Origin of the sequence: Algoriphagus sp. oki45 (assembly GCF_036245605.1) — a bacterium.
Classification (GTDB): domain Bacteria; phylum Bacteroidota; class Bacteroidia; order Cytophagales; family Cyclobacteriaceae; genus Algoriphagus.
This window is the reverse complement of record NZ_BTPC01000001.1, coordinates 1,771,676-1,797,581: the sequence shown is the minus strand read 5'-3', so window position 1 is coordinate 1,797,581 and position 25,906 is coordinate 1,771,676. Positions and strand designations below refer to the sequence as shown.

Genomic DNA, 25,906 nt, shown 5'->3' with positions numbered 1-25,906 from the left:
TTTAGAGTGAAAATTCCGGCTTCAATCCCGGATTGATAATCCGCTGCATATTTTCGACAAAAGCCTGAAGCTCGGCGAGCTTGGAGCTCACTTCTTTTTTCCCGTCCTTGGTCAGGCTGTAGTATTTCCGCACCCGATTGTCCACTTGCTGGATTTCGGTGGTGAGGAGTCCCTCGGCTTCGAGCTTGTGCAAGGCAGGGTAGAGGGCACCTTCGGTGATTTTGATCTCCCCGGCTGTTAGTTCCTTTACTTTTTGTGTGATTTCGTAGCCATACATCTTTTCATTTTCCTCCAGCAGCTTGAGGATAATGGTTTGAAGGCTACCTTTGACCAGCGCGTTGCTTGACATGATGTTAAGTTTGATTCGAATATATCAAAACCTTATATACATAAGAAACTGATGTATATTATTTTTTTCAAAAAATTTGCTGCTTGCCACCATGATTTCCATCCGAAAAGCAATTCCTTCAGATCTAGCTGACTTGCTCCACATGGCCCGAACGGCCTTTTTGCAGGCATTTACCGCCGGAAATAAGCCTGAAAATGTAGAAGCCTATCTTGCTGAAGCTTTTACGTTAAATCAATTTGAAAAGGAGCTGGCCAACCCTGCTTCTACCTTTTTTGTGGCTGAATACAAGGGGGAAATCATCGGGTACACCAAAGTCAATCAGGTACCTGCACAGGCGGATATTCATGATCCAGAAAGTCTGGAAATTGCCCGGTTGTATGTGCTGGAAGAGCACTTGGGAAGTGGATTGGGGAAAAGGCTACTTGATACGGCCATTGACTTTGCGAAGCAAAACCGGAAAAAATACCTCTGGCTAGGCGTGTGGGAGCATAATCCCCGAGCGATCCGGTTTTACGAAAAAAATGGCCTCCGAATCTTCGGAAGCCATCCTTTTCCTTTTGGAGATGAGATTCAGACGGATTACCTCATGAGGATAGATTGGTAGGTATTTATCAAGCCATTTCGTCAAATATTTGGTCAATTTTGAAATGGATTCTCTATTTTTCTGGGGCTTTTCGGAAAATCTATGAAAGTTAATACTTCGGTTTGGATCCTTTTGATTTCCATTTTTGGAGCTTTATTGTACTTCCAGACGGCTACATTCGGCTATTCCGGGGATGATGGTATTTATGCCTATTTCAACCGGGTCACGATCAAAGGATTGGAAAACTGGACGGAATTGTTCCAGTACGGATCCATGAACTTCATTCAAATCAACCCTTCCAATACCAGTATTTATCGACCTCTGACCCTGCTTACATTTGCCATAGAGCACCAGATTTTTGGAGAGTTTGATGCACAGAATGGACACATCTTCAATATCCTTCTGTACTTCATTCTGCTGCTCTTGATAGGATTTTTATTGAGTGATTTGGCCCAAAAGAGAAATCTGCCTAACTGGGTCCCCCTTTTGATTTTGTTGGTTTATGCCGCTCACCCCATTCATACGGAGGTGGTAGCCTCTGTCAAAAGCCGCGACACCTTGCTATCGGGTGTATTTGCCTTTTCTTCGATCCTGATTTGGGTAAAAAACTCAGGGAAACCGGCTATCGGAAAATGGATTTTGATTTTAGGGCTGTTTTTCCTTTCTCTCCTATCCAAGGAGGAAAGTATTCCCCTTGTTGCATTGGTGGGATTGATTTCCTGGTTTTTCTTAAAGAATAATCTGAATCAATCCTTTCGGGTAGTTTTGCCTTTTCTGATCCCTTTGGCAGTGTATATGGGAATTCGGGCGGTATATCTGGATTCCGCCTCTGAAAGTGTATATGGCAGCATTGTCAATTCAGTGATGTACTCAGCGAGCGGTTTGGACTGGATATCCACCAATTTTTATATCTACCTTCAGTACATTAAACTTTTGTTTTTCCCTCATCCTCTTTCTTGGGACTATTCGTTCAGTCAGATAGAGGTCCAGACTTTTGCAAATCCTTTGGTATGGTTGAGTATGGCTGTTTTTGTAGGCTTGGGCTATGTGGCCTATACAGGGTTCAAGGAGAGGAGTCTGTATAGCTTTGGTATACTCTTTTACTTCACCTCTTTTTCAATTTTCGCCAATTTGATTCCCTCTTTGATCATCGGATCCAATTTAGGAGAGCGTTTTATGTTTACTCCATCTCTGGCCTTTTCCTTTTTGGTAGTGTATGGATTGTACGAACTGGGGAAAAAGAAATGGCAAGCAAAGGATTTTACACTTGCCTTAACCGTATTAGTGCCGGTTTGTCTGGCCTTTTCCTGGAAAACCATCGATCGGTCTCAAGTGTGGGAAAACAACATGACTCTCTCGGCCTCCGGTGTAGAGGATGCTCCAAAAAGCTGGAGAACGCACATTATGTATGCAGAGGAGCTCCGGTTGAAAGGAAAAGAGATCGAAAAGACCAGTCCCGATTCCGCCAAACCGTATTTTGAAAAAGCGATAGGTCACTATGACCGAGGTTTTGAGATTTTGGGTCCGATCAATCCAGTGCCGCAATACTATGCCACCTTGGCCGAGGCTCTTCTTGGATATGGAGATTCTACCCGGGCGGAGGAGGTGCTTCAAACCAGTATTACCAAGGCACCCAAAATCCACTACGGATGGTTTAAGCTGGCTTTTTTTGAATACGGTAAAGGAAACTATGAAAAAGCGAAAGAACTTTACCTCAAGGCTCTGGAGGCAGAAAGGCCCGACTTGTATGCCACCTACAAAAATCTCGGGAATACTTACATGCAATTGGGCCAAAAGGCCGAGGCTATAGCCGCCTTGGAGAAAGCCAAAGCTCAAAAAGCTGATCCTGAAATTAACCGATTGCTTGCCTATCTATACACGGATTTGGGCATGGTGGAAAAAGCCGGAGAATTGATGCAGGATTCGACTATTAATGTGAAAGAAACGGCGTTCCTCTTTGCATTAAAGGCTGGCAATGATGCTTTTCAGCGACAGGATTATCCCTCCGCCATTCAAAACTACCGGAAGATTGCCGGGGATTTTGAGACCTTCGGAGGATCGGAAAAATATCCATCCTACTATGCCGCTTTTGGTAAAGCCCTGATCGAAACCCGGGATACCGTGGAGGCAAAAAAGGAATTTTTAAAGGCCTATCAAGTAGATCCAAATAACCATGTAGTGCTTACCAATTTGGGAATAATCGCATTTTTCAAGGAAAAAAGGTATGCCGAAGCGGAACGGTACTTCCGCGCTGCAGTAAACTCCAACCCAGAAGATCCATTTGTAGCCCGAATGAATTTGGGTACAGCCTTGCTGGTCCAAAGGAAGGAGAGAGAAGCCTTGGTAGTGTTGGAAGATGCTTTGAAATATGGATCTAATCAGGCAGTCATCCGCAACTTGTATTTGCTCAATACCTCCTTGGGCAATGCCGAGCGGGCAGCCTATTATCAGGGGCTCCTTCAATAATTTCTCCTGGATGAAGGTTTTTGGGTTATTGCTAATTCAAAAAAGAATTTTGGGAATCGCGTGTTTGAAATAATTTCGAAAAAAATATCAATGAAAAAGTTAGCTCTTTTTTGCATGGCTTTTATGGGAATGGTTTCCCTTTCCTGGTCTCAGAAAAAAGAACCCACAGTAATTCTCATTTCTCTGGACGGATTTAGATACGATTATGTGGAGCGATTCAAGCCGGAGAATATCTCCAGATTTATCTCGGAAGGGACTCAGGCCCAATCCATGATCTCTTCCTTTCCCTCCAAAACTTTCCCGAACCACTACACCATCGCCACCGGCATGCGTCCAGAGCGGCACGGAATCGTGGACAACACCTTTTACGATCCGGAAAAAGATGAGGTCTACGCAATCGGCAAGAGGGAATTAGTGACGGATGGATCTTGGTATGGAGGCACTCCGCTTTGGGTGCTTGCGGAGCAAAACGGGATCAAAGCCGCAAGCTACTTCTTTGTAGGTTCAGAGGCAGCTATCCAAGGAGTCAGGCCTAGTTACTATTACGATTACGACGGGCGGGTGAATAATCTGACCCGTATTTCCAAAGCCTTTGAATGGCTTCAGATGCCGGATTCTATTCGGCCGAGGATGATTACCATGTATTTTTCCGATATGGATGATATCGGGCATCGGTATGGACCAAGTAACGAAGAGCAAATTGGAGCCCGATTGAATAAGCTGGATGCCGAACTCGGGGCGCTTTTTGAAGGGGTAAAAAGCTTGGATCAAGAGGTTAATATCATCATTGTGTCAGATCATGGAATGGTTGATGTGACTTTGGAAAATCGAATTTTGCTGGATAAGCTGGTGGAAGGAATCGAAGCCCGAATCGTCAATAGCGGGGCTTTGGCGCATGTGTACCTTCAAAATCCAGGAGAAAAAGTAGCCGTCAAACAACAGCTTTTGACAAAAAAAGGCCAATTCAAAATCGTCGATCCGGCTGATTTGGAGTACTATGGCGACTTATCTACTCATGCCGATCGCATAGGGGATTTGATCATTTTGGCCGACTTGGGCTATTACCTTGCCAATGATCAAGGTTATCTCAGTGTGGTCGCGAGAAGGATGCGGATGGATGGTTCTACTGCACGAGGGGAGCACGGTTTTGACCCTAAAGCAAAAGAAATGCATGCAATCTTCTATGCCAAGGGACCTCAGATCAAATCGGGATTGACCATTGATTCCTTTGATAATATTCATGTGTATCCCCTGATTTGCGAAATTTTAGGCCTGCCGATTCCGGTAGATATCGACGGGAAATTAGAAGTGCTACAACCTATCCTGAAATGAACAGAATCCCTATCCAATCCCGAAAGGAAGTTGATTTTTTGGTAAGAAGGTTTTACGATAAAGTTCGTGAGCATGAACTGTTAGGACCGATTTTCAATCAAATCGTCGAGGATTGGGATCACCATTTGATTCATCTGTCAGATTTCTGGGAAATGATTCTGCTTCAGACTGGGCCTGGCCGTGGTAAATTCAATCCAACAAAAGTACATCGGGAAGTGGATGCGGAAGTAAATCACAAGATTGACCAAGTCCACTTTGGAAATTGGCTTGAGTTGTGGTTTGCTACCGTTGATCGATATTTCGAAGGGGAAAATGCAGACTATGCCAAAGAACACGCCCGAAGGATGGCTCATATGCTTTTTATGAGGATTTGGGAGGCAAGGTTGGCTGCTTCTTCTAAGAATTAAGATTTCCTTCGCAGGGAAGGCCTTTCAGATTTCATTCATGGTGGAAAAAAGGGATAAAATTCCTAACTTTTAAAGGTGATCGAACTTTATCAACCCATGCAAATACACCGAGCTTTCCAGACTTTATTCTCAATTTTCCTTTTTTCTTTTTCTTTCAATCCTGTTTTTGCACAAGAGGAAAAGCGGCTTTTTGACACTGAAGAAGCCTTAGAACTGGAGATGTCTACTTCCATCAAAAGGCTGAGATCAGAAACCAATGATTCCACTTTTATAACTCAAGATATCGCCGTATACGAAAATGGCACATTTGAAAATTATCCATTTGAGATCAGAACCCGGGGAAATTTCCGCCTGGAAAACTGCTACTATCCTCCCACCCGCATCCGAATGGCAAAAGATGATGCCAAAGGTTCAATTTTTCAGGGAACTAGAAAGTTGAAACTCGTTTTGCCCTGTTCAAAAGGTAAAAATTCCGGCAACTATGTAGGAAAGGAATACTTGGCTTACAAGATGTATGAATTGGTCACTGATTATTATTTCAGAACTCGATTGGTCAAAATGAAATTTACCAACCTCGACGATAAAAAAGGGGAGCAGGAAGAACTATTGGGCTTTGTGATTGAGGATGACGACGATGTTGCCCAGCGCTTTGATGCTGAGATTTCCGATAAAAAAATCCCGCCGAATATCATGGAGGATACAGCTACAGTCATCCACGATTTTTTTCAGATGATGATCGGCAATACAGATTGGTCAGGACTGTATCAGCATAATCAAAAAGTAATGATCGTAGGTCAAAAGACGATTTATCCACTTGCCTATGATTTTGATATGTGCGGTTTGGTCAATCCTCCCTATGCACAGGTTAATTCAGCGGTACCCATTAGCAAAGTGACAGAAAGGCTTTACAGGGGATTTTGCAGGGATGAATCTTTGTTTCAATATGTAAGGCAGCATTTCCTGGACAGAGAGTCCGAGTTGATGGGCTTGATTGACCAATATCAAGACCTGTATACTTCCGCAGATTTGAAAGCGATGAAATCTTTCGTGTCCGAGTTTTTTGGGATGCTGAAATCGGACAAACTTTTCAAGGATAGAATAGTCAGCTCTTGTAGGAATTTGGATGGGAGCTACTCTTTTTAGGAAAAGGGCTGTTTATTGAGGTCATAAATGCTTAATTCCTAGGCCAATTTGGGATGCCCATTGGAAATCTTTGGCTCACTCTTTTTTTTCCTAATGAGATTGAATTTGCAAAAAATGCAAAAATCAAATTCGTTTTTGGCTTTTTCTGATCCGTCTTTCTTTGGGAATTGGCCAATTTAAAGTGGGCAAAGGAAAGGTGATTATAGCAATTTTTATTTATCCTTTTTCAATTTGAATCTGAACCAATCTTTAAACTTTTACCTCTTATTTTTTCCTTTCCCTGCTTCAATCCAAATCAATTGTTTCAGTCGTATTTCTAAAGACAAAAAGTGAGTATGGTGAATAATCGATGAAAAAAGTGTCTGATTTTCTAGGTGATTTTTAAAAAATATAAACACATATCCCCAACACTTACTACTATGAAAACCAAGATGAATCTCTCAAAAATCATTCTTTCCGTATTTCAGGAATTCGGTATTCCTACTATTGGAAGTCAAAAGAGGAGAAAGTTTTATTCCGAGATTGCTGTTGATCGATTTTATGTAGAAGGTATTTTGTTTGAGTTGGAGACCCGATTAGGAGTGATCTTGGACGAGGAAGATAATTATCAAATCCAATCCCCTTTGGACATCATAAGGTCCTTTGAAAATAAGCTCTCAAAGATCCCTGCCCGACCAAGTCTAACCCATCTCAGGAGGAGGGGGCAGGTTTTCCAACGCCTTCAGGCCTAACTTTTGGAATAAACCGAGGCACTCTCTTTTGGTAGTTTTTGTATTCCGGATACTTGGAGGCACTTATTTCTTCGCTGAAGTTGGAGCTCCCTTGAAACAGGATCAATAACAACATCGCTCCCACAATGGACCAGTTGATCCAAAGACCGGAAACTGCTACTGAAAAGAAGTAAAAGCAGACCCAGATTCCCTGCTCTCCAAGGTAATTGGGATGACGGGAAATTGCCCAAAGACCTTTGTCTAAAAAGCCCTTAGCAAAGTCTCCATGAAGCAGCTTTTCTTCCCGGATTAATCTCCATTTTTCACTTTGATAGTTCCAGTGCTGTTCATCTGCGATAGTTTCAAGGACTAGAAAAAAGAGTACTCCAGAAGCCACGATCAAATCCCAAATACCGAGAGCTGCCCCATCAAATTGCAAAGTAACCAGCATAGGGAGAGTAAAGAGAAGGATGAGTATATTCTGGTAGCCAGAAATGAAGAACAAGTTGAAAAGAGTCCATTTCCAACGGGGCTGGAATTCCGGTTTTTTCCTCAAAATTTCCCACCGGTAGTCTTCCTCACCTTCCCAAAACTTCCATCGATAAGCTCCTTTTCGGGCAAAATTGTAGGTAAGTCTGACTCCCCAGGCAGTGACCAAAGAGGCCATCAAAATCATTCTGGGGCTGAAATCCCCATAGTAGGCCATCACCCAAGCATAGATTATCGGCAGGATACTCCAGTATTTGTCTACTTGGCTGTTGTTGTTGGTCAGTTCCCCAACCAAAAAGCAATAAGTAATGGAGCACCCACAGATATACATCAGCACTTTTAGGACTTCCCACTCTTTCTCTCCCAGTGGGATTCCGAAGAAATAGGTGAAAACAGGAACAACCAGTAGGGTGAAAATCAGAATAATGGCGGTTTGGAGGATTTTCATGCAGGTGTGGATTTTTGATGAAAATAAGTCAAAACCTAAAAAAACCAAATAATAGGAGAAGAGAGAGTCTTCTCAAGGCTTACCGCAGAATTCTTTTGTCAAGTGTCAAAGGATAGGTTTTTGATTGTATCAAGTGAAAATCCTTCGGATTAGGATTGATTACAAAGTTTAAGGAGCTAGGGTCGACTACCGAAGGCACTCCAAAACAGGTGATTCCAGAGTTGAGTAGATTTGTGCCGTACTCCATTGAAGGTTTGGCTGCAGGGATCTTATTCCATTCTCTGGGCAGTTCAGTTTCACCTGGATAAAAAATAAGATGGTCGGGAATTTCAAATTCCATGACAGAATAGAGCAAATACCGCTCTGAGGATAGGATTTCAGAGTCTATGGTAAGCCTTTCCAGTAAACAGGCAGAGATGCTTGCTCCTGTATAAATCGCTGGTGTTCCTTGGAGATTCCATCTTCCTCCGTACAGTTTGGCTCCTTCTCCACTTGCATCACAAAATGGAGTCAGTGCGATTCGATAGGCCTTCATTACTCAGACTGCAATTCCGTGCTGAAGTCTTAGGATCTCTGTCTTGAGAAGTGATATCCCTTCGGATACGTCGATTAGATCCAGGGGAATGCGATTACCGAGGGTAAAAAGTGGTCGCTCCATCCAGCGACAGAATCCCTCCCTTCCGAAATAATTGATCCCAATAGCATACAGCTCAGCCAGCTGATAGAGCTTTTCGGACTGACCTGTGTCAAATACTTCCTTGCGCTGCAGGGTCTTGGCAGAGACTCCCAAAGCGTCTGCCAAGGTCTCATAGTCTAGTCCTGAAAGTGCTTTGAAGCTTTCAAAGGCACTCTTACCCAGGCCACTTCGAAATGTGTCCAATCGGGAGAGCGGCTCGTTCAAGTCAGCTAAATCTATTCTTAGAATGTCTCCTACGCTCATTTTTGCTTTTTGGTAAAGGGCTACCGCCGGCTCGCTTACTTTAGATAGTTTCTTTGCCATGGTATTTATCGGTAATTTGTCCATTAAGATAACGTAATTTGTCCGAAATTGATTCTTCTTCTCAACCTTTTATTTATCTAAGTGGATTAGTACAAACAGAGATTTTCCTATGACCTTGGATTACTTTTTATCACACCACATAGCGTCTTCCTGATTTCGAGATTAAAAAAACTCCTCCCTTCAATCTTGCCCTTATCCAAAAAGCTCACTGGAGCCTTTCTTGACGCTCAGTCTTCTCCGGCATTCCAATATGCCATCCGCTCCAATTTATCCACTTCGATGGAGTAGAAGCCGAACTCTTCCACTACTTTCCCCTCGATCCTATAGATTGCCCGGCCTTTGAAAGGATACTTTTTGACCACGGGAGGGAAGTGTACCGTGTCGATCCAGTCTCCATCCCGATCTAAAAAGGTACCGAAGTTCATTACATCTCCTTTGACTGTTCGGGTATATTTGACCGTGACGAGGTAGCCTAATATCATTACATTTTTTCCTAAATACTGGGTCATTTCCCGGGCTTTGATGCCTTGGATAGTTTGGTCTTTGACCAGGTGAAAAGGGGAGTCGAGAGGGAATTCCAGAATATCGATCTGATCCAAAATCTCCTGCCGGATATCGGTCTCGTCCAGATCAGGCACTTCTGGCGGTTTTTTGCCAAAGCTGATCTCTCCGGTTCGGAATAGCTCATTGGTATGGGCTAGGGTGGTACGCTTGTTTTGGAGAAAATGTGCCTCCCAGAGGAGTTCCTGTTTGGTCTTTCCTGTAAACCGGAAGCAAGTCATCCGGATCAGAATCAGCAGCTGCTCCAGGCCGATTTCCACCCGGGACACAAAGTCCGCCAAACCCAGAAAAGGTCCATTTACTCTCCGCTCGGAAAGCAGCTTTTCCACCGTGGCTTTCTCCAGATATTTCATATGGATAAAGCCCAGGAAAACGGTCTTTCCAGCGATTCGGGTCAGGTATTCACTCTCGTTCAGATGAGGAGCCTGGATGTCGGCTCCGTTCATCCGGAGTTCGTGGACATAGAACTCGGTATGATAAAAACCCCCGAAATTATTGATCACTCCGACCATAAATTCCAGTGGGAAGTAGGCCTTCAGGTAGAGGCTCTGATAGCTCTCCACCGCAAAGGAAGCCGAATGTCCCTTGGCAAAGGAATAGCCTGCGAAGCTCTCGATCTGATGCCAGACTTCTTTGGCGACTTGATCCTCCCGTCCCAGCTTTTTACAGTTTTCAAAGAACTTATCCTTTACCCGCTGGAATTCATCCTTGGACCTCGACTTTCCGCTCATGCCTCGTCTCAGTACATCGGCCTCGGCCAAGCTCAGCCCTGCAAAATAGTGGGCGACCTTGATCACATCCTCCTGATAGACCATGATCCCGTAGGTCTCTGGCATGATGTCCCACATGACCGGATGCGCTTGCTTTCTCCGCTCTTCGCTGATGTGTCGCAGGATGTATTCCCGCATCATTCCGGATCGGGCCACTCCCGGACGGATGATGGAGCTGGCTGCGACGAGCTCCAGATAAGTGTCGGCTTTCATCTTTGCCAAAAGCATCCGCATGGCCGGCGACTCCACATAGAAGGCACCGATGGTGTGCCCGGTGCGCAAATGCTCTTTGATTTTGGGATCCTTTTTGAATTTTTCTACTTCCCGGATATCTACTTTTACCCCTTGGTTTTGGTAGATGATTTCCAAAGAAGATTTGATGTGACCGAGTCCCCGCTGACTTAGGATGTCAAACTTGTGCAATCCGATGTCCTCGGCAATGTGCATGTCGATGTGCGCAAGCGGAAAGCCTTTCGGAGGCATGTCTGTAGCCGTGTAGTAGTGAATGGGTTTGTGGGAAATCAGAATCCCACAGGCATGAATCGTCAGGTGGGAAGGCATGTCGTGCAGCACCTGTGAGTACTTGATAATCAGCTTGCCAAACTGATCGGGTTCATAGCCTTCCTTATCGGCATGGTGGATCAGTGACTCGATGTCGGTTTTGGGCAGACCAAAGACCTTTCCGAGTTCCCTGAGCATGGAGTTGTACTGAAAAGTGCTGTACGAACCCAAAAGGGCTACATACTCTTCTTTCTTTCCATTGTATTTGCGGAAAATATAATCCGTCACCTCATCCCGGTCGGTCCAGCTAAAGTCAATATCGAAGTCAGGGGGATTTTCCCGATAGAGATTGATAAAGCGCTCAAAATACAAGTCCAACTCGATCGGATCCACGTCCGTGATGCCCAGACAATAGGCCACAATACTGTTGGCACCCGATCCCCGACCGACGTGGTAGAAGTTGCGCTGCTGCGCAAAGGTGATGATGTCGTAGTTGATCAGGAAGTAGGAGACAAAGCCCTTTTGCTGGATGAGCTCGAGCTCCTTGTCGATGCGTTTGGAAATTTCTGGAGAAAAATCCGGATAGCGATGCAGAGCACCTTTGTAAGTTTCCTGTCGGAGAAAATCAAAATCTTCCCAGTCCGAACCCAGAATATCCCGTCGGTTTTTCACGGCTTGGAAATAGAAGGAAAACTGGCATTGCTCCAGGAGCTTTTGGGCATTGACGAGCAGATAGCTGTGATTTTCGCAGCGGGCAATCAGATCGGCGTAGGAGTAAAGCCGGTCGGTTTGATCCGCCTGCTCTTCCAGGGGGAGCTTACTCAGCAAGGTATTCAGATCCATGCTGCGCAAAAGGCGGTGGGCGTTGAATTCCAGCTTGGAGCTGAAGGTAGCCGGTTGGAGCAGCACGAGTTTTTCCTTTCTGCGAAACCACGGCGAGGTCAGCAGCTTGTTGAGTTGGGCAGGATGTATGCCGATGTATTCATTTTCCCGCAGGGGAAAAGTCTTTTCCGAAAAAGGATAGATCACAAAGCTGTTTTCAAACTTGGGAGCCCGTGCTTTGAATTCCCGCTTGTGGACCAAGTGTTCGGAGAGGTGCTTGTTTAGCTCGAAAAAACCCTCCTGATTCCGAGCCAAGCCGATGTATTGCTGCTGGACACCATTGCGGAAGTCGATGCCGATGACAGGGTGGATGCCGGATTTTTGGGCTTCCCGGATGAAGGGGAAAACCCCGGCGGTGCAGTTGATGTCTGTCAGGGCGAGGGTGTCGAGTCGTTTGCCCTTCGCCTCAGCGATCAGCGCTTCCACAGACATCGTCCCGTATTTGAAGCTGAAGTGAGAATGGCAGTTGATAAACATGTTTGAATTATGATTGGGTAAAACCTTTGAGGCTTTTGAGACCTGAAGGTTTGCGCATTAGGAATGACAAATCGTAGGATAGAACCTCGGATTACAAATCCAGAGGAGTATTTAAATGTTAATTATTTTAACATTTATTTGTTTATAATGTAAACAAAAAGTAACTCCTCAGATCAAGAACAAGGAGAATTTTGGAGAAAAATGTCGTAGGATTAGTTTTTGGTGCGGAGCATTCCCAAGCCGAAGCCTACCAAAAAAATCGTCAGGGTACCCACCACGATGGTCATATTCGTGTGAAGCGGATTGGCGATGGTTTCGGGAAAGCCGTTTTTCACCCAAACCGCAGAAAGACTCATCCAGGCAATCACCAAAACGCCTAAAATCACAGCAATCAAGGCTTGTGGTTTTTGAGCTTTGGACAAAAGACCCAAGAGAAAAAGTCCTAGAATCCCTCCGCTAAAGATAGAAGCCAAAGCCCACCAGGCATCCAAGGCACTCTCCACGCCATTGAACGCAAAACCCACCAAAATGCTGAGTACTCCCATCCCCAAGGAAGCAAGCCTCAAGACCAAAAGAGAAGTCTTTTCTGAAGGCTTGGGATGGATGTACTTTTTGAAATGATCAGACAAAATCACCGTGGCAGAACTGTTCACACTGGTCGAGATTGTACTCATCCCCGCTGCAAAAATGGAGGCAATCAACAGCCCAGTGATTCCTACAGGCAGTTGGTTTACGATAAAGTGTGGGAAAACCTTGTCTCCGGCTATTCCTTTGGGCAAAAGTTCCGGTTGCGCTTGATAGAATGCAAAAAGGGCCGTACCAATCAGGAAGAAAACAAAGGAAACCGGCACATAGAGCAAACTTCCCAGCCAAGTGGACTTCTTGGCTTCCTGCTCGGTTTTGGCTGTGAGATAGCGCTGCACATAACTCTGATCAATTCCGAAATTTTGCAGGTTGATAAATAGTCCATACACCAAAATCATCCAGAAGGTAGAGGTGGTGAAATCCAGTTCAAAACTCCCCAAACTGAACTTTTCCGATTCCTCGGCTATACGAAACACTTCCGAACTTCCTCCGGGAATTTCCCAAAAGATCACCCCTAGACATGCCAAAGCACCTCCAATCAGCACAATTCCCTGCACAGCGTCTGTCCAGACGACCGCCTCGATTCCTCCAAACATGGAATAGACAATCACACTGATTCCCGTAATCAGAATAATCGTCGGGATACTCCATCCCAACAATGCCTGCGCAGCCAAAGCCAAAAGATACAGGATGGCTCCCATTCGGGCGAGCTGGGTGAGAAGGTAGCAGGCTGAGGCATAGATTCTGGCCCAAGGGCCAAAGCGATCTTCAAGGTAGAAATAGGCGGATTCGCTTCCCAGTTTTCGGTAAAGGGGAACAAAATACCGGACGGCAATCCAAGCTGCCAAAGGAATCGAAAGGCTAAATACAAATCCATTCCAATTGCCGGAATAGGCATTTCCAGGCAAGGCTAGAAAGCTGATGCTGCTGACAAAGGTGGCGAAAATCGACATGCCGATTGCCCAAGCAGGGAGCCTTCCACCTCCGGTGGTAAAATCTAAAGAAGATCTTTTTTTGAAGGAAAAAGAAACCCCAAAACCTACGATGGCGAGGAGGTAAACGAAAAAAACCAAAAGGTCAAAAACAGGCATAAGGATTTGTTTCGAGACTTAAGATGGGTTTAAAACTCGACTTACCCGGTTTTTGACCTCGAGAAAATTTTCTTTGAGCAAAGCCTTTTCCTCTTCAGAATAGGCAGTCAGGGGAGGTGCCAAAATCCCCTTGCATAGGCCTTCGAAACTCATGGCGGCTTTTAGTCCTTTCAAATAGCTGGATTTATAGCTGGCATTTTGATAGAGTTTTTCGCTGAGAAAAAGGATGGTTTCTTGGAGTTGGCCCAAGCGTGATTCGTCTCCCTGCTGAAAGGCTTCAAAAGCTTGGACATACAGTTTGGGAAAAAGATTGGCGCCTCCGGTGACTCCTCCGTGTCCGCCCATTTTCAGGGTGGAAGAAAGAATTTCCTCCGGGCCTACAAAAATTCGAAACTCAGGCATATCCTCAAATTTTTTGCACAGTTCCTGAAAATTGCCCAAATCCCCACTGCTGTCCTTGATTCCGATGATATTGGGATGAGAAGCCAGCACTCCCACTGTTTCAATGGCAATGCTGATTTTGGTGTGGGAAGGCATATTGTACAGCATCAGGGGAAGATTCACCGAGTCTGCCAATTGCAGGTAGTAGGCTTGAAGTTCTTCCTGCCCGATATTCATGTAGAAAGGTGGCGCTGCCACTAGGGCCGCAGCTCCTGAATCTTTGGCAATGCTGGCCAAATCCAAACTTTCCACCAAGGAGCACCCGGTAATACCTACCAAAACCGGGATTTTTGCCCCTACTTTCCTACAGGTCAGGCGGATCAGGTCACTCTTTACATCCTGGCTTATTCCGGCGAATTCTCCCGTTGTCCCCAAAATGAACAAGCCATGATTTCCACCTTCAACCAAATGCTCCACAAGGATTTCCGTGTGTTTCACATCCAGAGACAGATCTGGATTGAGTGGAGTAATCATGGGAGGAATGATCCCGAAAAGTGTGTGGCTGGATTCCATAGTCTAAAAAATGATTAAAGGTTGAGATGAACGTACTTGATCTTTTCCCGCTGATAAGTGTAGGAAATATGCACTGTACCATCACTGGCTTGAATGATAGCAGGGTAGGAAAATTCTCCGCTGGGTTCATCTTCCAGCACCAAAAGCTCTTCCCAATTTTGGCCATCAGTCGAGCCCAAGAGACTCAATTTATTTCTTCCTTTGGGAATTGGGTTACAAACCAACAGATGGTATCCGTTTTTCAAGGTCACCGCGTCGATCCCGGAGCCGTTATGAACCAAGCCGCTGGAGCTTAATGCTGTCCAGCTTTTTCCATTATCCTCTGAAAAGGCCGTGGCGATGACTCCTTCTTGGGTTCGGGTCAGGACCTGAAGTTTTTCCCCTCCATGAAAAAGAATCGTGGGTTGGATCGCCTGAAATGGGCCAGGTACTTCCACTTTCTTCCAGTTTTTCAGATCTGCATCGGTGAATTCCATGTGGGTAGTCCAGATTTCGTTGGTTTCAAAGCTTGAAGGATGCAACAAGGTGCCGTCTGATAGAACAACAGATTTGTTTTTCACCGGGCCGAGGTAGCCGGAAGGGGTTTGGATGGCTTTGGACCAGGTTTTTCCCCCATCCGCGGAGGTTTTATAGAGTCCCCACCATTCCCTAGGATTGGGGCCTTCTTTGTAGAAAAGGACAATTTCCCCATTGGTTTTTTGGTGCAAGACGGGGTTCCAAGTTGGATTTCGGAAGTCTTTGTTTTCAATTCCGTCTGCCGCTTCCTGTGGAGTGGACCAAGAACCATTTTTCCGCATGGAGGTGTAAATATTTACATCCGGATGCCGCTCATAGGTGCCTCCAAACCAAGCGGCCAAAATCCCATCAGGAGTTTCCAACAAGGTTGAAGCATGGCAGGAAGGAAAAGGGGCTGTTTCGTAAATAAATCCAGAAGCAAGAATTTCAGGTTTTGGTTTTTCTTCGAAAACCAGCAGACTCAAAAGTCCGAAAAATGAAATCAGGGAGTACATAGGCTTGGGTTAGTTTGGGTAGCAAAATGGAATTGAACCTAACAAAAAAGCCGGACATTTTTTGAAAACTGTCCGGCTCTGACCTGAGCTTTTCTTGAAGATTTAGAATTTTGGATTACTATTCGCGTCCACGGTTTAGCTTGGTCAATGGGTTGATCCTCTTTTTAATCTTGCTTTTCTTTTCCTCCCAGTAGAAGAAAGTCCGAAATGACCACCTCGGAGATGTACTTTTTGTTCCCGTTTTTGTCAGTGTAGGCACGGTTGGAGAGTTTGCCTTCGATGGCTACTTCTGAGCCTTTGTCCGTGTATTTCTCCAAAGTTTCAGCTTGCTTTCCCCAGACCACCAGATTGGTCCAGGTGGTATCCGTGATTTTTTCTCCCTGAGTATTCCGATAGACCTCTTGAGTAGCGATGCTTACCCGGCCTACGATTTTTCCGGATTCCAAGGTTTTGATTTCGACTTTGTCACCCAAGCGACCGATGAGTTGAACTTTGTTTCTTAGCGCGTTCATGATGTTGAATAGTTAGATGTGAAAGATTTGTTTTGCGTTTTCGCCAGAGGAAAACTGATGGGTCAAAATTGGAGAGAGATCCAGGGACTAGTCGGTAGTTAAGCAGTTGTATTCGATTGTAGTCGTTTGTTGTCGGATAATCTCCGTTTTTAAGTCCTCAGGGCATTTTTTTAAAAACAGGAAAAAAGTCTAAGCATTCATCTCCATGATTTTCCTAAAACTTGACTGGTGGTTTTTACCCTCCTTTTCTTTTTCAGATATTGGTTTTTCATCCAATCACCCTCTTTCATGAAGACGCTACTCGCCTGTATTCTCACCGCTCTTTGCTGGGTTTCCTGCACTTCCCCCAATCCTCAAATCGGGAAAACGGAAATCACCAAGTGGTATGGAGACAAAACCGGGGCGGTTTCCATCACTTTTGATGACGGAATTATCAACCAACTGACGATTGCCAAGCCAATATTGGACAGCCTTGATCTTTTGGCTACTTTTTACATCATTACCGGAAAAGTAGAAGGTTCAGGCAAGGGAAAATTCATCGGGAGAAATCCTGCAGAAATCATCCGAGAGACAGCAAACGTCCCAACTGATTCCAGCAATTTTTTTGAAAGAGCATCCTTGATTGCATTTACCGGTACAAGTGAGGCAGAAGATTATCATGCCAGAGTAGGCTCTCTATTTGAACAAGGAAAGGTGGACCAAGCCTATGCCCTGATTGATGAAGGCTATGAGAAAATCCGGAAAGGAACCATCCAGGATACCGATGATGTGATTTTTCACAACAATGTGGAAGACACCACCACTTGGGCGCAATACAAGTCCTACTCAGATCAAGGTCATGAAATAGCTTCCCATACGGTAACTCATCCCCGGCTTGCTGTTTTGGATGAAGCCAATATGCTTTATGAACTTGAGCAGAGCAAAGCGGATTTATTGAAATTCATAGGTACTGAGTCAGTATTCACAGCGGAAGGGCCCTACGGAACAGAAAATGAAAGGGTCATGGAATATGCTCACACAATATATCCAGCTCTCCGAAATCGCATGCCTGAAGAATGGCTGGAAGAAATCAACCGGGGCAGCCAAATGACTCCCGGACAATCTGAAAAAGAGTATGTTCAATGGCAAAGAGGACCGCTTACCCGTACTGATGTAGCCCAGATGAAAAGTTGGGTTGACACGCTCATGAATCACGACCACACTTGGCTGGTTTTGGTGTATCATGGTGTGGAGAATCTGGGTTGGGAACCCAAAACCCGTCAGGAATTGGTCGAATACTTCTCCTATCTGAAAGAGAAAGAGGAAAAAGTATGGATAGCACCTTTCAGGGATGTGACCCAATACATCAGAGAGAGGAAAGCCACTCATGTGACTACAGAAGTCAATGCTGAGAGGATTTCGATCAGTCTCAGTTCAATTTTGGATCCACAGGTCTATCGGGTTCCCTTGACTCTTAAAACCTACATTCCTTCGGATTGGAAAAATGTGCAAGGAACTCAAGGGAAGAACAAGCTGGATTTGGTCTTGGGAAATGATGAAAAGGGTGATTTTGTAGTTTATGATGTAATTCCCAGCGATGAAAAAGTAGTAATTGAGTTATCCGATAATGAATAAAAGAAAGACCTATTTCTTTGTTTTCCTGATTTTAACATGTTGCGTAATTTTTCTTTTGATTACAGGTTCACCTCTTCTTGTTTATCCTCTGGATAAAGGAGGGCTAATTCCCTTAGGAACTTTCATAACCTGGATAGGAATGATCTCATTGCCCTTTTCGGTTTATTGGGGCGCTAAAGAATTAAGACAGCCCACCAGTCGATTCAACATGATTTTATCAGTGGTCCTAAAGCTCTTGATCCTTCTCGGGATCCTTTGGGTCCCAATTTCTTATCTGCTTGCCGGCAATCTTTCATTTTCATTTTCCGAAAAAGAAGTGTTTCAGGGAGGCCAAACGGCTATGAAATGGTTTTGGAGACTGAGTTATGGAATTGGAATAGGGTCATGCTTGGTCTTGATTAGCTTTTTTGTTTCTTCTTTGATTTTTAAGAAAAGAAACTGAATTTCTTGAGTCCGGAACGCCTCATTCCTATCATAAAATCTTTTCAACAAACTCCAAAAAGATCCTCCAATCCTCCCAAGTCAGGTCGTGCTTGCCTTCCCGGATATGGTAGCCGACGGATTCAAGGTGAACAGGCCCGCTCAAGGCTTCAAACTCCTGTTCAAAAACCGCCTTTTTCCCATAAATCTCCGAAAATACCCGGCTGCCCAGACTTAGTCCCAGATATTCCCCTTTTGGATCCGCCCAGCGATCTTCTCTCGCACTGGAATAGTAAACTGCCCTCGGAGCAATCAATCCGGGAAGCATGTGCTGATCCAAAGGAAGAGCTTCTTCCCGCTCATTGTATTTTCGGAAGTTGTCTGCAAACCAATAGGGAAAACGCCGATTGATGGCTTCGACAGTTTCCCCGTACTTCCTTCGGGAAATAGCCGCACCTCCGCAACCTGACTCATTGGCATAGGTGATGGCCCATCGGGGATCATTGGCGGAAGTCCAAAGGGCGGTTTTTCCGGTTCGGGAGTGTCCCACCAAAACCGATTTTTTGCTGTCAATTTGAGGGTGTTGCTCAAAATAATCCATAACGCGCATCGCTGCCCAGCCCCAAGCACCGAAGGCTTTGAGTCCATCCGGCTTACCGATTTGCTCGGGATATAGGGTGGAAATAATGCCGTTTTGGTAAGTCTCGGCTTTGTCGGGAGCGACTGTCTCGGCATGGAAGGAAGCGGTGGCAAAACCTCTTTGGATCAGTTCTTTTACCGGCCAAAAAGACTCATCTACCAACTTGCCATCGGGATATTTTGGAAGATAGTTAATCAGTAGAATTACCGGAAATGGACCTTTACCTGACTTGGGAATAAATAGATTGACCCGCATGGTATGGGATTTTCCGTTCCTGCTTATGGTGATATTGACCTCCTCCAATTCTGCTATTTCGGGATAGGGATTGGGAGTTTCTTGAGCCAAATCAAACTCGATCGAATCAAATTCTTTTGGGATTTGCCCGTAAACTTCCGATTCAAACAGGCGAAAAATCTCAGGTCTGCGAATGGATTCCCAGTCTTCTTGAGATCGGATCCATTTTCCTTTTTCGCTCAGAAAAATATCCGGAAGGACCAAAGCAGGCACTTTGCTTTCTTCGTAATTCGGTTCTTGTTGGGCCATGGCAGTCAGGCTGGTCAGGGTGAAAATCCAAATCCAAACACTTCTTATAATCAATTGCCGGAAGCTGTGGGTGAGACAAAGGGCTCAAAAGGATAAGTCCTCGGTAAGACCTCAATTCCGGAAGTGACTTTGAGCGGATTTTCGCCTCCATAAGTCAATTCCACGAAGTAACCCCGATAGCCTGATTCCGGTGTGGTCATATTCACAGTCAATTCTCCCAAATCAGGAACAGCAATGTCCTCTGATGTCCAATTGGGACCAAAGACATCGATCCGGAAATCCCTAGCCATAGGGTTTAGTGCCGACCAGAGTTTGATTGCAGCGGGTTTATTGGCAGGATCAAAAGTGACTTTAATCTGGTCTCCCTCGATTTTCCAGGAGTAGTTCGGTCTTTGGGCTTTTTTCAGGATGGAATTGTAAAAAGAAATCAGATTGGGCAAGGCGTCCGATTCTCCCACATCGTGCCCAAAGTTGGGAACGTACATCATGTGCTTTTCTCCCGGCAGGCTATCCCAATAAAACTTCCAGCTGTCCGGCTGAAAAAACTCATCCCCAGCCGCATTGATCAGCAACTTGGGCATGTCATAGTCTTTGCGGAAAGAATACGGCTCGGTGATTTCCAGCATCCGGTCAAATTCCGGAGTTCCCACCCAGTTCATCACGCCTTCCCGGACATAATCTCCCACAGCAGGAGCCCAAAAACCGTAATTCCTCCAATGGTGCTCAAAGGAAGGAACCAAGTTGAGCAAGTCGATCACCACCGGAGCAATGGCAATCACCCGATCGTCTGTAGCAGCGGTGGTCCAGGTGGTCCATCCTCTTTTGGAAGCTCCTCCGACCATAAAGGAGTCGATGGGCTTTTGGTAATTCTTTTGAACTACCTCTGAGACTGCATCCATGGCAAGCTTGGCAGCCTTGGTCATGGGGAATCGGGCCAGCCAGATGGCATCTTCGTCTTTGGCCCCGCCGTCCAGAAATTTTCTCCATCCATAGGAAATGATCTCGTCCTCGTAGCGCTCTCCAAAGGTGTCATTGGCAAACGTGATCGGCTGAAAGGGGACATTGTGGATTTGGGCGACCACCGAATTGGTACTTGTGGCAGCGGCTAAAATCAACTCATTGGGTTCCTCGGGCATTTTGGAGTTGGTGCTGCCCCCGCCGATCCAGAGCATGGCTGTGCTGTAGGGAGTGTCTTTGGGAATTACCATAGACACCCAATGCCACCATTCGGTTTGGTCCACGATATCGGGGGTCAGCCAATGCTGTGAGTACATCTTTAGCACATGGTAATCATACTTTTCCCCGGGCACGGAGTGGACGATTTCATAGCGAAAGGTCGAATCCGGAGCCTGTACGTAGTCTTTAAGCAAAGTCATGGACTTTACTTCGGGTTCGGCAAGTTGTTCTGTTGGTTTTTGACAGGAAAAAAGGAGGGAAGAAACCGCCAAAATAGAATAAGCCAAATGACGAAAGCGCAACAGTTTGGAATGCATAGGTTTTTGGATTTTTAACTTGCTAAAAGCTAATGAATTAAAAAATGGACAGCAACTCGACCGAATAAAAGCTTTATTTGTAGTTGAAAAAAGTAGCTGATTATGTTAAAAAGAATCCACCTAACCCTGTTTTTGGTCTTTTTTGGGCTTCATTTAATCCAAGCTCAAGTCCTTTTTTCTCCCGGAAAAACCTTGGAGATGAACTTTCACCTGGGACCAAAAGGTGAGCCGATGTATGAATTGAAGTTGGAAGGAAAAGCGGTCGTTTTGCCGAGTTCCTTAGGCTTTGATTTGAAAGAGGATGAGATTGATCTTTTGAATGGATTCGAAATTAACCAAACCGAAACTGGCACTTTTGATGAAACCTGGACTCCGGTGTGGGGTGAGGAAAGCCAAATCCGAAACCACTACAATGAGCTGATGGTGGAATTGATCCAAGCAGCCACAGGCCGAAAAATGGTCATTCGTTTCCGGGCATTCGACGAAGGTTTGGGCCTTCGCTATGAGTTTCCTTTGCAGGAAAAGATGGGGTATTTCGTGATTTCCGAGGAAAAGACCCAGTTTGCGATGACTGGAGATCATACTGCTTTTTGGGTTCCTGGGGATTACGACACGCAAGAATATGACTTTACCGAATCCAAGCTATCTGAAATCCGTGGCCTGATGAAAACGGCCATCACGCCAAATGCTTCTCAGACGCCTTTTTCCGATACCGGGGTACAAACTTCCCTGATGATGAAGTCGGCAGATGGACTTTACATCAACTTGCATGAGGCAGCTTTGATCGATTATCCGGCCATGCACTTGGAGCTGGATGACGAGCGGATGATTTTTACTTCCCATCTCACCCCGGATGCGATCGGAGACAAAGGATACCTCTATACTCCGGCTCACACTCCCTGGAGAACGATCATCGTCGGCAAAAAGGCGGGGGATATTTTGGCTTCGCGGATTACTTACAACCTCAACGAACCCTCAAAAATCGAAGATACCTCCTGGATCAAACCCATGAAATATGTCGGGGTTTGGTGGGAAATGATCACCGGAAAAAGCTCCTGGTCCTACACCAACGACTACAAAGCCATCAAACTGGTGGAGACGGATTACTCAAAAGCTACACCGAATGGTACCCATGGCGCGACTACTGAGAATGTGAAAAAATACATCGACTTCGCCGCCAAGCATGGCTTTGACGGGGTATTGGTCGAAGGCTGGAATGTAGGCTGGGAGGATTGGTTTGGCAATTCCAAAGACTACGTGTTCGATTTTGTCACTCCATATCCGGATTTTGACCTGAAGGGGATTTCTGCTTACGCCAAAGAAAAAGGCGTGCAAATGATCATGCACCACGAGACTTCTTCCTCGGCTCGCAACTACGAACGGCACATGGATGAGGCCTACCAGTTGATGAAAGACTATGGTTATCCGGCCGTCAAAAGCGGCTACGTAGGAGATATGCTCCCCCGGGGAGAATACCACTACAGTCAGTGGCTGGTCAATCACTACCAATACGCCATCGAAAAAGCGGCCGAATACCAAATCATGGTCAATGCCCACGAGGCAGTTCGTCCGACTGGGGTGGCTAGAACCTGGCCCAATCTCATCGCCAATGAATCGGCAAGAGGAACGGAATATCAGGCCTTTGGAGGAAACAAAGCCAATCACGTGACTATTCTTCCCTTTACCCGGCAGATCGGCGGACCGATGGATTACACGCCGGGAGTTTTTGAGATGGACGTATTCAACGGTTCCCATGTCAATAGCACCCTCGCCAATCAATTGGCGCTTTATGTGACCATGTATTCCCCGCTACAGATGGCGGCAGACTTTCCTGAGAATTATGATCGCTTCCCGGATGCTTTCCAGTTTATCAAGGATGTGGCCTTGGATTGGGAAAAGAGTCTGTATTTGGAAGCCGAACCGGGTTATTATTTGACTATCGCCAGAAAGGCAAAGGGCACAGGAGAATGGTTTGTGGGGAATGTCAATGGATTGGATGGACGAATCGGTGAAATCCAGTTTGACTTTTTGGATCCGGAAAAGACCTATTTGGCGGAGATTTATGCAGATAAGGCTGATGCCCACTTCAAAACCAATCCTCAGGCCTATGAAATCAGAAAAGTGTCCATCAACTCAAAATCGGTGTTGAAAGAGTATTCCGCACCGGGAGGAGGCTATGCCATCCGAATCCGCGAGGCAAGCAAGGAGGAATTGAAGGGGCTTAAGAAATTGTAAAAATGAAAAAGCGGCTTTTTTGCCGCTTTTTTCAATTTCTCCATTGGATAGGTTTAAAGACGATCTGACGATAATTATCCCGTTCATAAAGAATACCGAGGGTGTTTTCATCCAATCGGACCAAATCTGAATAGGCCGTCCAAGGAAGTTTGGAAGCGTCTGAAGTGAAGTCCACCGGAATCAGATGATCCCACGTTTTTCCGGAGTCATAGCTGATTTTGATGGTAAGGTAGTTTCGGTCTTTTTCGTCAGCATTATTGGAGTGGGCGAGGATGGTCTTTCCTTCTTTTTCTCCCAAATCCAAAATAGATCCCTGACAAACCGGATCGGGCAGTTGCTCCTCAAAATACTGTTCCTCCCAAGTTTGGCCCCCATCCGAGGAATAAGCCAAAATGCGCTGTCGGATATCCCCTTTTTGGTTTCTCGAACTCAGAATCATTCTTCCATCCGAGAGTTCCGCAGCTATGGATTCATTGGAACCGCCAAAATCCAAGGATTCAGAAATCCCATAGGTTTTTCCTCGATCATCGGTGAAAAATCCATGGGCTTGGTAATCCGACCAATCCTCTTTTGGTCCACCTTGAGAGTGATTGGCGGCTACATAAATCCGTCCTTTGTGAGGGCCATTTTGGAATTGAAATGCATGGCCGGGAGTATTCGCATAGTGTCTCCAGTCTTCTGAAAAGGTGTATTCGGTATTGAATTCCGGAAAATCAGGTCGATGAACCTGCACAGTGATGTTTTCAGGCTCGGTCCAAGTTTTTCCCAAGTCATAGGATTTGATCAACCAAACCTCCCGGACTCCTTTTTTGATCCGCACATCGTATTCATGATTGTTTCCGGTGTTGTAAAAAAGGAAAATCACGCCCTGTGGATGTTCCGGGTCCTGAAGATCCACCACCGGTGCGGGGTTTCCTGCCTGCAGGCTATCGTAGTCTACCAAAGTCTTCAAAGGAGACCAGGTATGCCCTCCGTCATGACTCTTTTTCATCACAAGATTCACATCTCCGAAGTCATCGCTACCGTTTACACGTCCTTCGGCAAAAGCCAGCAAGTCTCCATCGGGGAGGGAAACAATCGCAGGAATCCGGTAGATGGCATGGCCTTCTTGTCCTGCTTCGAATACCAGGGTTTCCTGGGCGAACAAAGACTTGAAAATGAAAAAGAAATAAAAAGAAAGGGCAATTCGGTACACGGGTTGGGTATTTTGGGTTTTGGGGCTTATTGTCTGAAATCTATCAATTTTCTCCAAAATACCTCTTCAGTATGTACTCCGGTTGCCATTGATCAGGTTTTCTTTTTAGGGTGTCGGGATTGTAGGCCATAGGCTTAAGCACAGAAGAGGTAAAAGATATCGTATCTCCAAACTCCTTTTGTGAGGCTTTTAGCAATTCCATCAGTTTTTCTTTTTCGGAATCAAATCGGGGGTCTTCCGCCAGGTTGTTCATTTCTTCCGGGTCATTTTCCAAATCAAAAAGCTGGGTGAAATCCCGCTCGGGATAGCGGATTAGCTTCCATTTTTGGTCACGGACAGCTCGGACAGTATTGCGGTATGCAGTAAATAGGGACTCTCTAACTTGCTTTTCCTCTCCGGAAAGCACCTTCGCGAGGCTTTTTCCATCCACATCCTCCCGCTTGGGAAGTCCTGCCAGTTCCGCCAAAGTAGGATAGAGGTCATGGATGTAGGCAAATGCATCAAACTCTTTCCCCTCAGGGATTCCCGGACCTTTGAGGATTAGTGGGACTTTCATGCTGTGCTCGTAGAGACTCTGCTTTCCCAGCAGACCATGACTTCCTACGGCAATGCCATTATCTGCGGTATAGACGATGATCGTGTTGTCATATTGGCCGTTTTCTTTGAGAGTTTGGATGATTTTGGCGATTTGGGAATCCAAATGGGTGACTAAAGCATAGTAATCCGAAAGAATCATCTGGATCACTTCCGGTTTTCTGGGCCATCCCGTCAGATTTTCATCCCGGACTGTCAAATCATCAAACTGGAAAGGGTGAAAAGGCTGGTAGTTTTTGGGAAGGGGAATGGTTCCGTCCGGATATTTTCCGATTAGCCCAAGTTCGGGAGAATAGGGGTCGTGGGGGACAGTGAAAGCCACATAGCAGAAAAAGGGATTGCTGGCGTTCTTTTGTGAGTTGAGAAAGTCAATGGCCGTTTGGGCAAAAACCTCGGTAGAATACCCTTTTCTGGCTGGCTCTCCCAATTTTCCGTCAGGACCATATTCCCGAAGAGGAATGTCGTAATGATTGGCCATGCCACCGAGGTAGACGTTTTTAGCCTGCTGAAAACTCGCCTCGAAGGCTTCTTTTTCATTGTGCCATTTTCCAGTGCCGAAGGTGGTGTAACCTGCTTTCGCAAAGTCCATGGTCATTGTTTCCACTCCGTTTAACCGATCGTAAACCCGGAAGAGACTTTGTCCACTGAGCAACATAGCCCGGCTTGCCATGCAGATGGCTCCGTGATTTCCTCCCATGACATAGGCATTGGTAAATCGGCTGCCCTCCTTTGCCAATTGGTCCAAAGTCGGTGTTTGGATATAGGTGTTCCCTGAAATTCCCAATGCATCTGCGCGCTGATCGTCTGCAAAGAGGAAAAGAACGTTGGGCTTTTGAGGTGGAGTTTTCTCCTGGCAGCCTAATTGGTAAGCAAGAAGAAGTACGATCAAGAGTCTTTTCATT

At 45.6% G+C, this 25,906-nt stretch carries 21 protein-coding genes; 8 read left to right on the top strand and 13 right to left on the bottom strand.

Going from position 1 to position 25,906, the window contains the following annotated elements; translation table 11 throughout:
* Position 1: 1 nt before the first annotated feature.
* Positions 2–349 (bottom strand): PadR family transcriptional regulator, encoded by a 348-nt coding sequence (locus AAA942_RS07830; RefSeq protein ID WP_338219680.1) that lies wholly within the window; start codon positions 347–349, stop codon positions 2–4.
* Between the two features lie 91 nt (positions 350–440).
* On the opposite strand from AAA942_RS07830, the gene AAA942_RS07825 reads away from it, so the two are divergent.
* The 6 genes from AAA942_RS07825 (at position 441) to AAA942_RS07800 (ending at position 7,011) form a co-directional block, all read left to right on the top strand.
* The gene (locus AAA942_RS07825; protein ID WP_338219679.1) at positions 441–953 is read left to right on the top strand and encodes a GNAT family N-acetyltransferase; all 513 of its coding nucleotides are present in this window, start codon (positions 441–443) and stop codon (positions 951–953) included.
* Between the two features lie 81 nt (positions 954–1,034).
* The gene (locus AAA942_RS07820) at positions 1,035–3,398 is read left to right on the top strand and encodes a tetratricopeptide repeat protein (protein WP_338219678.1); all 2,364 of its coding nucleotides are present in this window, start codon (positions 1,035–1,037) and stop codon (positions 3,396–3,398) included.
* Between the two features lie 90 nt (positions 3,399–3,488).
* Positions 3,489–4,730: an alkaline phosphatase family protein gene (locus tag AAA942_RS07815; protein WP_338219677.1), complete on the top strand. Its 1,242-nt coding sequence runs from the start codon at positions 3,489–3,491 to the stop codon at positions 4,728–4,730.
* Complete coding sequence (locus AAA942_RS07810; RefSeq protein ID WP_338219676.1) at positions 4,727–5,137, top strand: group III truncated hemoglobin; 411 nt, start codon at positions 4,727–4,729, stop codon at positions 5,135–5,137. Before AAA942_RS07815 ends, AAA942_RS07810 begins: the two co-directional genes overlap by 4 nt.
* Positions 5,138–5,233: 96 nt before the next feature.
* On the top strand, positions 5,234–6,280 hold the full coding sequence (locus AAA942_RS07805; protein WP_338219675.1) for a hypothetical protein: 1,047 nt from the start codon (positions 5,234–5,236) through the stop codon (positions 6,278–6,280).
* Between the two features lie 419 nt (positions 6,281–6,699).
* Complete coding sequence (locus AAA942_RS07800; protein WP_338219674.1) at positions 6,700–7,011, top strand: hypothetical protein; 312 nt, start codon at positions 6,700–6,702, stop codon at positions 7,009–7,011.
* Here the strand turns inward: AAA942_RS07800 and AAA942_RS07795 are convergent.
* From AAA942_RS07795 to AAA942_RS07760, 8 genes are all read right to left on the bottom strand, one after another.
* Positions 6,971–7,927: a DUF1295 domain-containing protein gene (locus tag AAA942_RS07795; protein ID WP_338219673.1), complete on the bottom strand. Its 957-nt coding sequence runs from the start codon at positions 7,925–7,927 to the stop codon at positions 6,971–6,973. The two genes, AAA942_RS07800 and AAA942_RS07795, sit on opposite strands and share 41 nt — an antisense overlap.
* Before the next feature lie 79 nt (positions 7,928–8,006).
* On the bottom strand, positions 8,007–8,462 hold the full coding sequence (locus AAA942_RS07790) for an RES family NAD+ phosphorylase (protein WP_338219672.1): 456 nt from the start codon (positions 8,460–8,462) through the stop codon (positions 8,007–8,009).
* Positions 8,463–8,465: 3 nt separating this feature from the next.
* Complete coding sequence (locus AAA942_RS07785) at positions 8,466–8,927, bottom strand: antitoxin Xre-like helix-turn-helix domain-containing protein (protein ID WP_338219671.1); 462 nt, start codon at positions 8,925–8,927, stop codon at positions 8,466–8,468.
* A 227-nt stretch (positions 8,928–9,154) separates the two neighbouring features.
* Entirely contained in the window at positions 9,155–12,118 is a 2,964-nt protein-coding gene (locus AAA942_RS07780) for a DNA polymerase III subunit alpha (protein ID WP_338219670.1), read from the bottom strand.
* A 212-nt stretch (positions 12,119–12,330) separates the two neighbouring features.
* The gene (locus tag AAA942_RS07775; protein ID WP_338220032.1) at positions 12,331–13,800 is read right to left on the bottom strand and encodes a sodium:solute symporter; all 1,470 of its coding nucleotides are present in this window, start codon (positions 13,798–13,800) and stop codon (positions 12,331–12,333) included.
* Between the two features lie 12 nt (positions 13,801–13,812).
* Entirely contained in the window at positions 13,813–14,748 is a 936-nt protein-coding gene (locus AAA942_RS07770; protein ID WP_338219669.1) for a dihydrodipicolinate synthase family protein, read from the bottom strand.
* Positions 14,749–14,762: 14 nt separating this feature from the next.
* Positions 14,763–15,758, bottom strand: a complete 996-nt coding sequence (locus tag AAA942_RS07765; protein ID WP_338219668.1) for a sialidase family protein — start codon at positions 15,756–15,758, stop codon at positions 14,763–14,765.
* Positions 15,759–15,922: 164 nt separating this feature from the next.
* Complete coding sequence (locus AAA942_RS07760) at positions 15,923–16,270, bottom strand: single-stranded DNA-binding protein (RefSeq protein WP_338219667.1); 348 nt, start codon at positions 16,268–16,270, stop codon at positions 15,923–15,925.
* A gap of 288 nt (positions 16,271–16,558) precedes the next feature.
* Here AAA942_RS07760 and AAA942_RS07755 point away from each other — a divergent pair, with 288 nt between their 5' ends.
* Positions 16,559–17,884 carry a polysaccharide deacetylase family protein gene (locus AAA942_RS07755; RefSeq protein WP_338219666.1) on the top strand — a complete coding sequence of 442 codons (1,326 nt, stop codon included), beginning with the start codon at positions 16,559–16,561 and terminating at the stop codon, positions 17,882–17,884.
* 472 nt (positions 17,885–18,356) lie between these two features.
* Here the strand turns inward: AAA942_RS07755 and AAA942_RS07750 are convergent, their stop codons facing one another.
* Together AAA942_RS07750 and AAA942_RS07745 are read right to left on the bottom strand one after the other, a co-directional pair.
* Complete coding sequence (locus AAA942_RS07750; protein ID WP_338219665.1) at positions 18,357–19,541, bottom strand: glucuronyl esterase domain-containing protein; 1,185 nt, start codon at positions 19,539–19,541, stop codon at positions 18,357–18,359.
* A complete protein-coding gene (locus AAA942_RS07745; protein ID WP_338219664.1) occupies positions 19,538–20,980 on the bottom strand; it encodes a PhoPQ-activated pathogenicity-related family protein in 1,443 nt (480 codons plus the stop codon). Before AAA942_RS07745 ends, AAA942_RS07750 begins: the two co-directional genes overlap by 4 nt.
* 102 nt (positions 20,981–21,082) lie before the next feature.
* Here AAA942_RS07745 and AAA942_RS07740 point away from each other — a divergent pair, with 102 nt between their 5' ends.
* A complete protein-coding gene (locus AAA942_RS07740; RefSeq protein WP_338219663.1) occupies positions 21,083–23,215 on the top strand; it encodes a glycoside hydrolase family 97 protein in 2,133 nt (710 codons plus the stop codon).
* Between the two features lie 31 nt (positions 23,216–23,246).
* Here AAA942_RS07740 and AAA942_RS07735 read toward each other — a convergent pair whose 3' ends face one another.
* Together AAA942_RS07735 and AAA942_RS07730 are read right to left on the bottom strand one after the other, a co-directional pair.
* Positions 23,247–24,410, bottom strand: a complete 1,164-nt coding sequence (locus AAA942_RS07735) for a sialidase family protein (protein WP_338219662.1) — start codon at positions 24,408–24,410, stop codon at positions 23,247–23,249.
* A 43-nt stretch (positions 24,411–24,453) separates the two neighbouring features.
* Positions 24,454–25,905, bottom strand: coding sequence for a sulfatase-like hydrolase/transferase (locus AAA942_RS07730; protein ID WP_338219661.1), 1,452 nt, complete (start codon positions 25,903–25,905; stop codon positions 24,454–24,456).
* Position 25,906 lies beyond the last annotated feature (1 nt).

Bases quoted from the DNA above. Each gene is read 5' to 3' on its own strand.
- AAA942_RS07830 (WP_338219680.1), bottom strand. From the start codon at position 349: ATGTCAAGCAACGCGCTGGTCAAAGGTAGCCTTCAAACCATTATCCTC.
- AAA942_RS07825 (WP_338219679.1), top strand. From the start codon at position 441: ATGATTTCCATCCGAAAAGCAATTCCTTCAGATCTAGCTGACTTGCTC.
- AAA942_RS07820 (WP_338219678.1), top strand. From the start codon at position 1,035: ATGAAAGTTAATACTTCGGTTTGGATCCTTTTGATTTCCATTTTTGGA.
- AAA942_RS07815 (WP_338219677.1), top strand. From the start codon at position 3,489: ATGAAAAAGTTAGCTCTTTTTTGCATGGCTTTTATGGGAATGGTTTCC.
- AAA942_RS07810 (WP_338219676.1), top strand. From the start codon at position 4,727: ATGAACAGAATCCCTATCCAATCCCGAAAGGAAGTTGATTTTTTGGTA.
- AAA942_RS07805 (WP_338219675.1), top strand. From the start codon at position 5,234: ATGCAAATACACCGAGCTTTCCAGACTTTATTCTCAATTTTCCTTTTT.
- AAA942_RS07800 (WP_338219674.1), top strand. From the start codon at position 6,700: ATGAAAACCAAGATGAATCTCTCAAAAATCATTCTTTCCGTATTTCAG.
- AAA942_RS07795 (WP_338219673.1), bottom strand. From the start codon at position 7,927: ATGAAAATCCTCCAAACCGCCATTATTCTGATTTTCACCCTACTGGTT.
- AAA942_RS07790 (WP_338219672.1), bottom strand. From the start codon at position 8,462: ATGAAGGCCTATCGAATCGCACTGACTCCATTTTGTGATGCAAGTGGA.
- AAA942_RS07785 (WP_338219671.1), bottom strand. From the start codon at position 8,927: ATGGCAAAGAAACTATCTAAAGTAAGCGAGCCGGCGGTAGCCCTTTAC.
- AAA942_RS07780 (WP_338219670.1), bottom strand. From the start codon at position 12,118: ATGTTTATCAACTGCCATTCTCACTTCAGCTTCAAATACGGGACGATG.
- AAA942_RS07770 (WP_338219669.1), bottom strand. From the start codon at position 14,748: ATGGAATCCAGCCACACACTTTTCGGGATCATTCCTCCCATGATTACT.
- AAA942_RS07765 (WP_338219668.1), bottom strand. From the start codon at position 15,758: ATGTACTCCCTGATTTCATTTTTCGGACTTTTGAGTCTGCTGGTTTTC.
- AAA942_RS07760 (WP_338219667.1), bottom strand. From the start codon at position 16,270: ATGAACGCGCTAAGAAACAAAGTTCAACTCATCGGTCGCTTGGGTGAC.
- AAA942_RS07755 (WP_338219666.1), top strand. From the start codon at position 16,559: ATGAAGACGCTACTCGCCTGTATTCTCACCGCTCTTTGCTGGGTTTCC.
- AAA942_RS07745 (WP_338219664.1), bottom strand. From the start codon at position 20,980: ATGCATTCCAAACTGTTGCGCTTTCGTCATTTGGCTTATTCTATTTTG.
- AAA942_RS07740 (WP_338219663.1), top strand. From the start codon at position 21,083: ATGTTAAAAAGAATCCACCTAACCCTGTTTTTGGTCTTTTTTGGGCTT.
- AAA942_RS07730 (WP_338219661.1), bottom strand. From the start codon at position 25,905: ATGAAAAGACTCTTGATCGTACTTCTTCTTGCTTACCAATTAGGCTGC.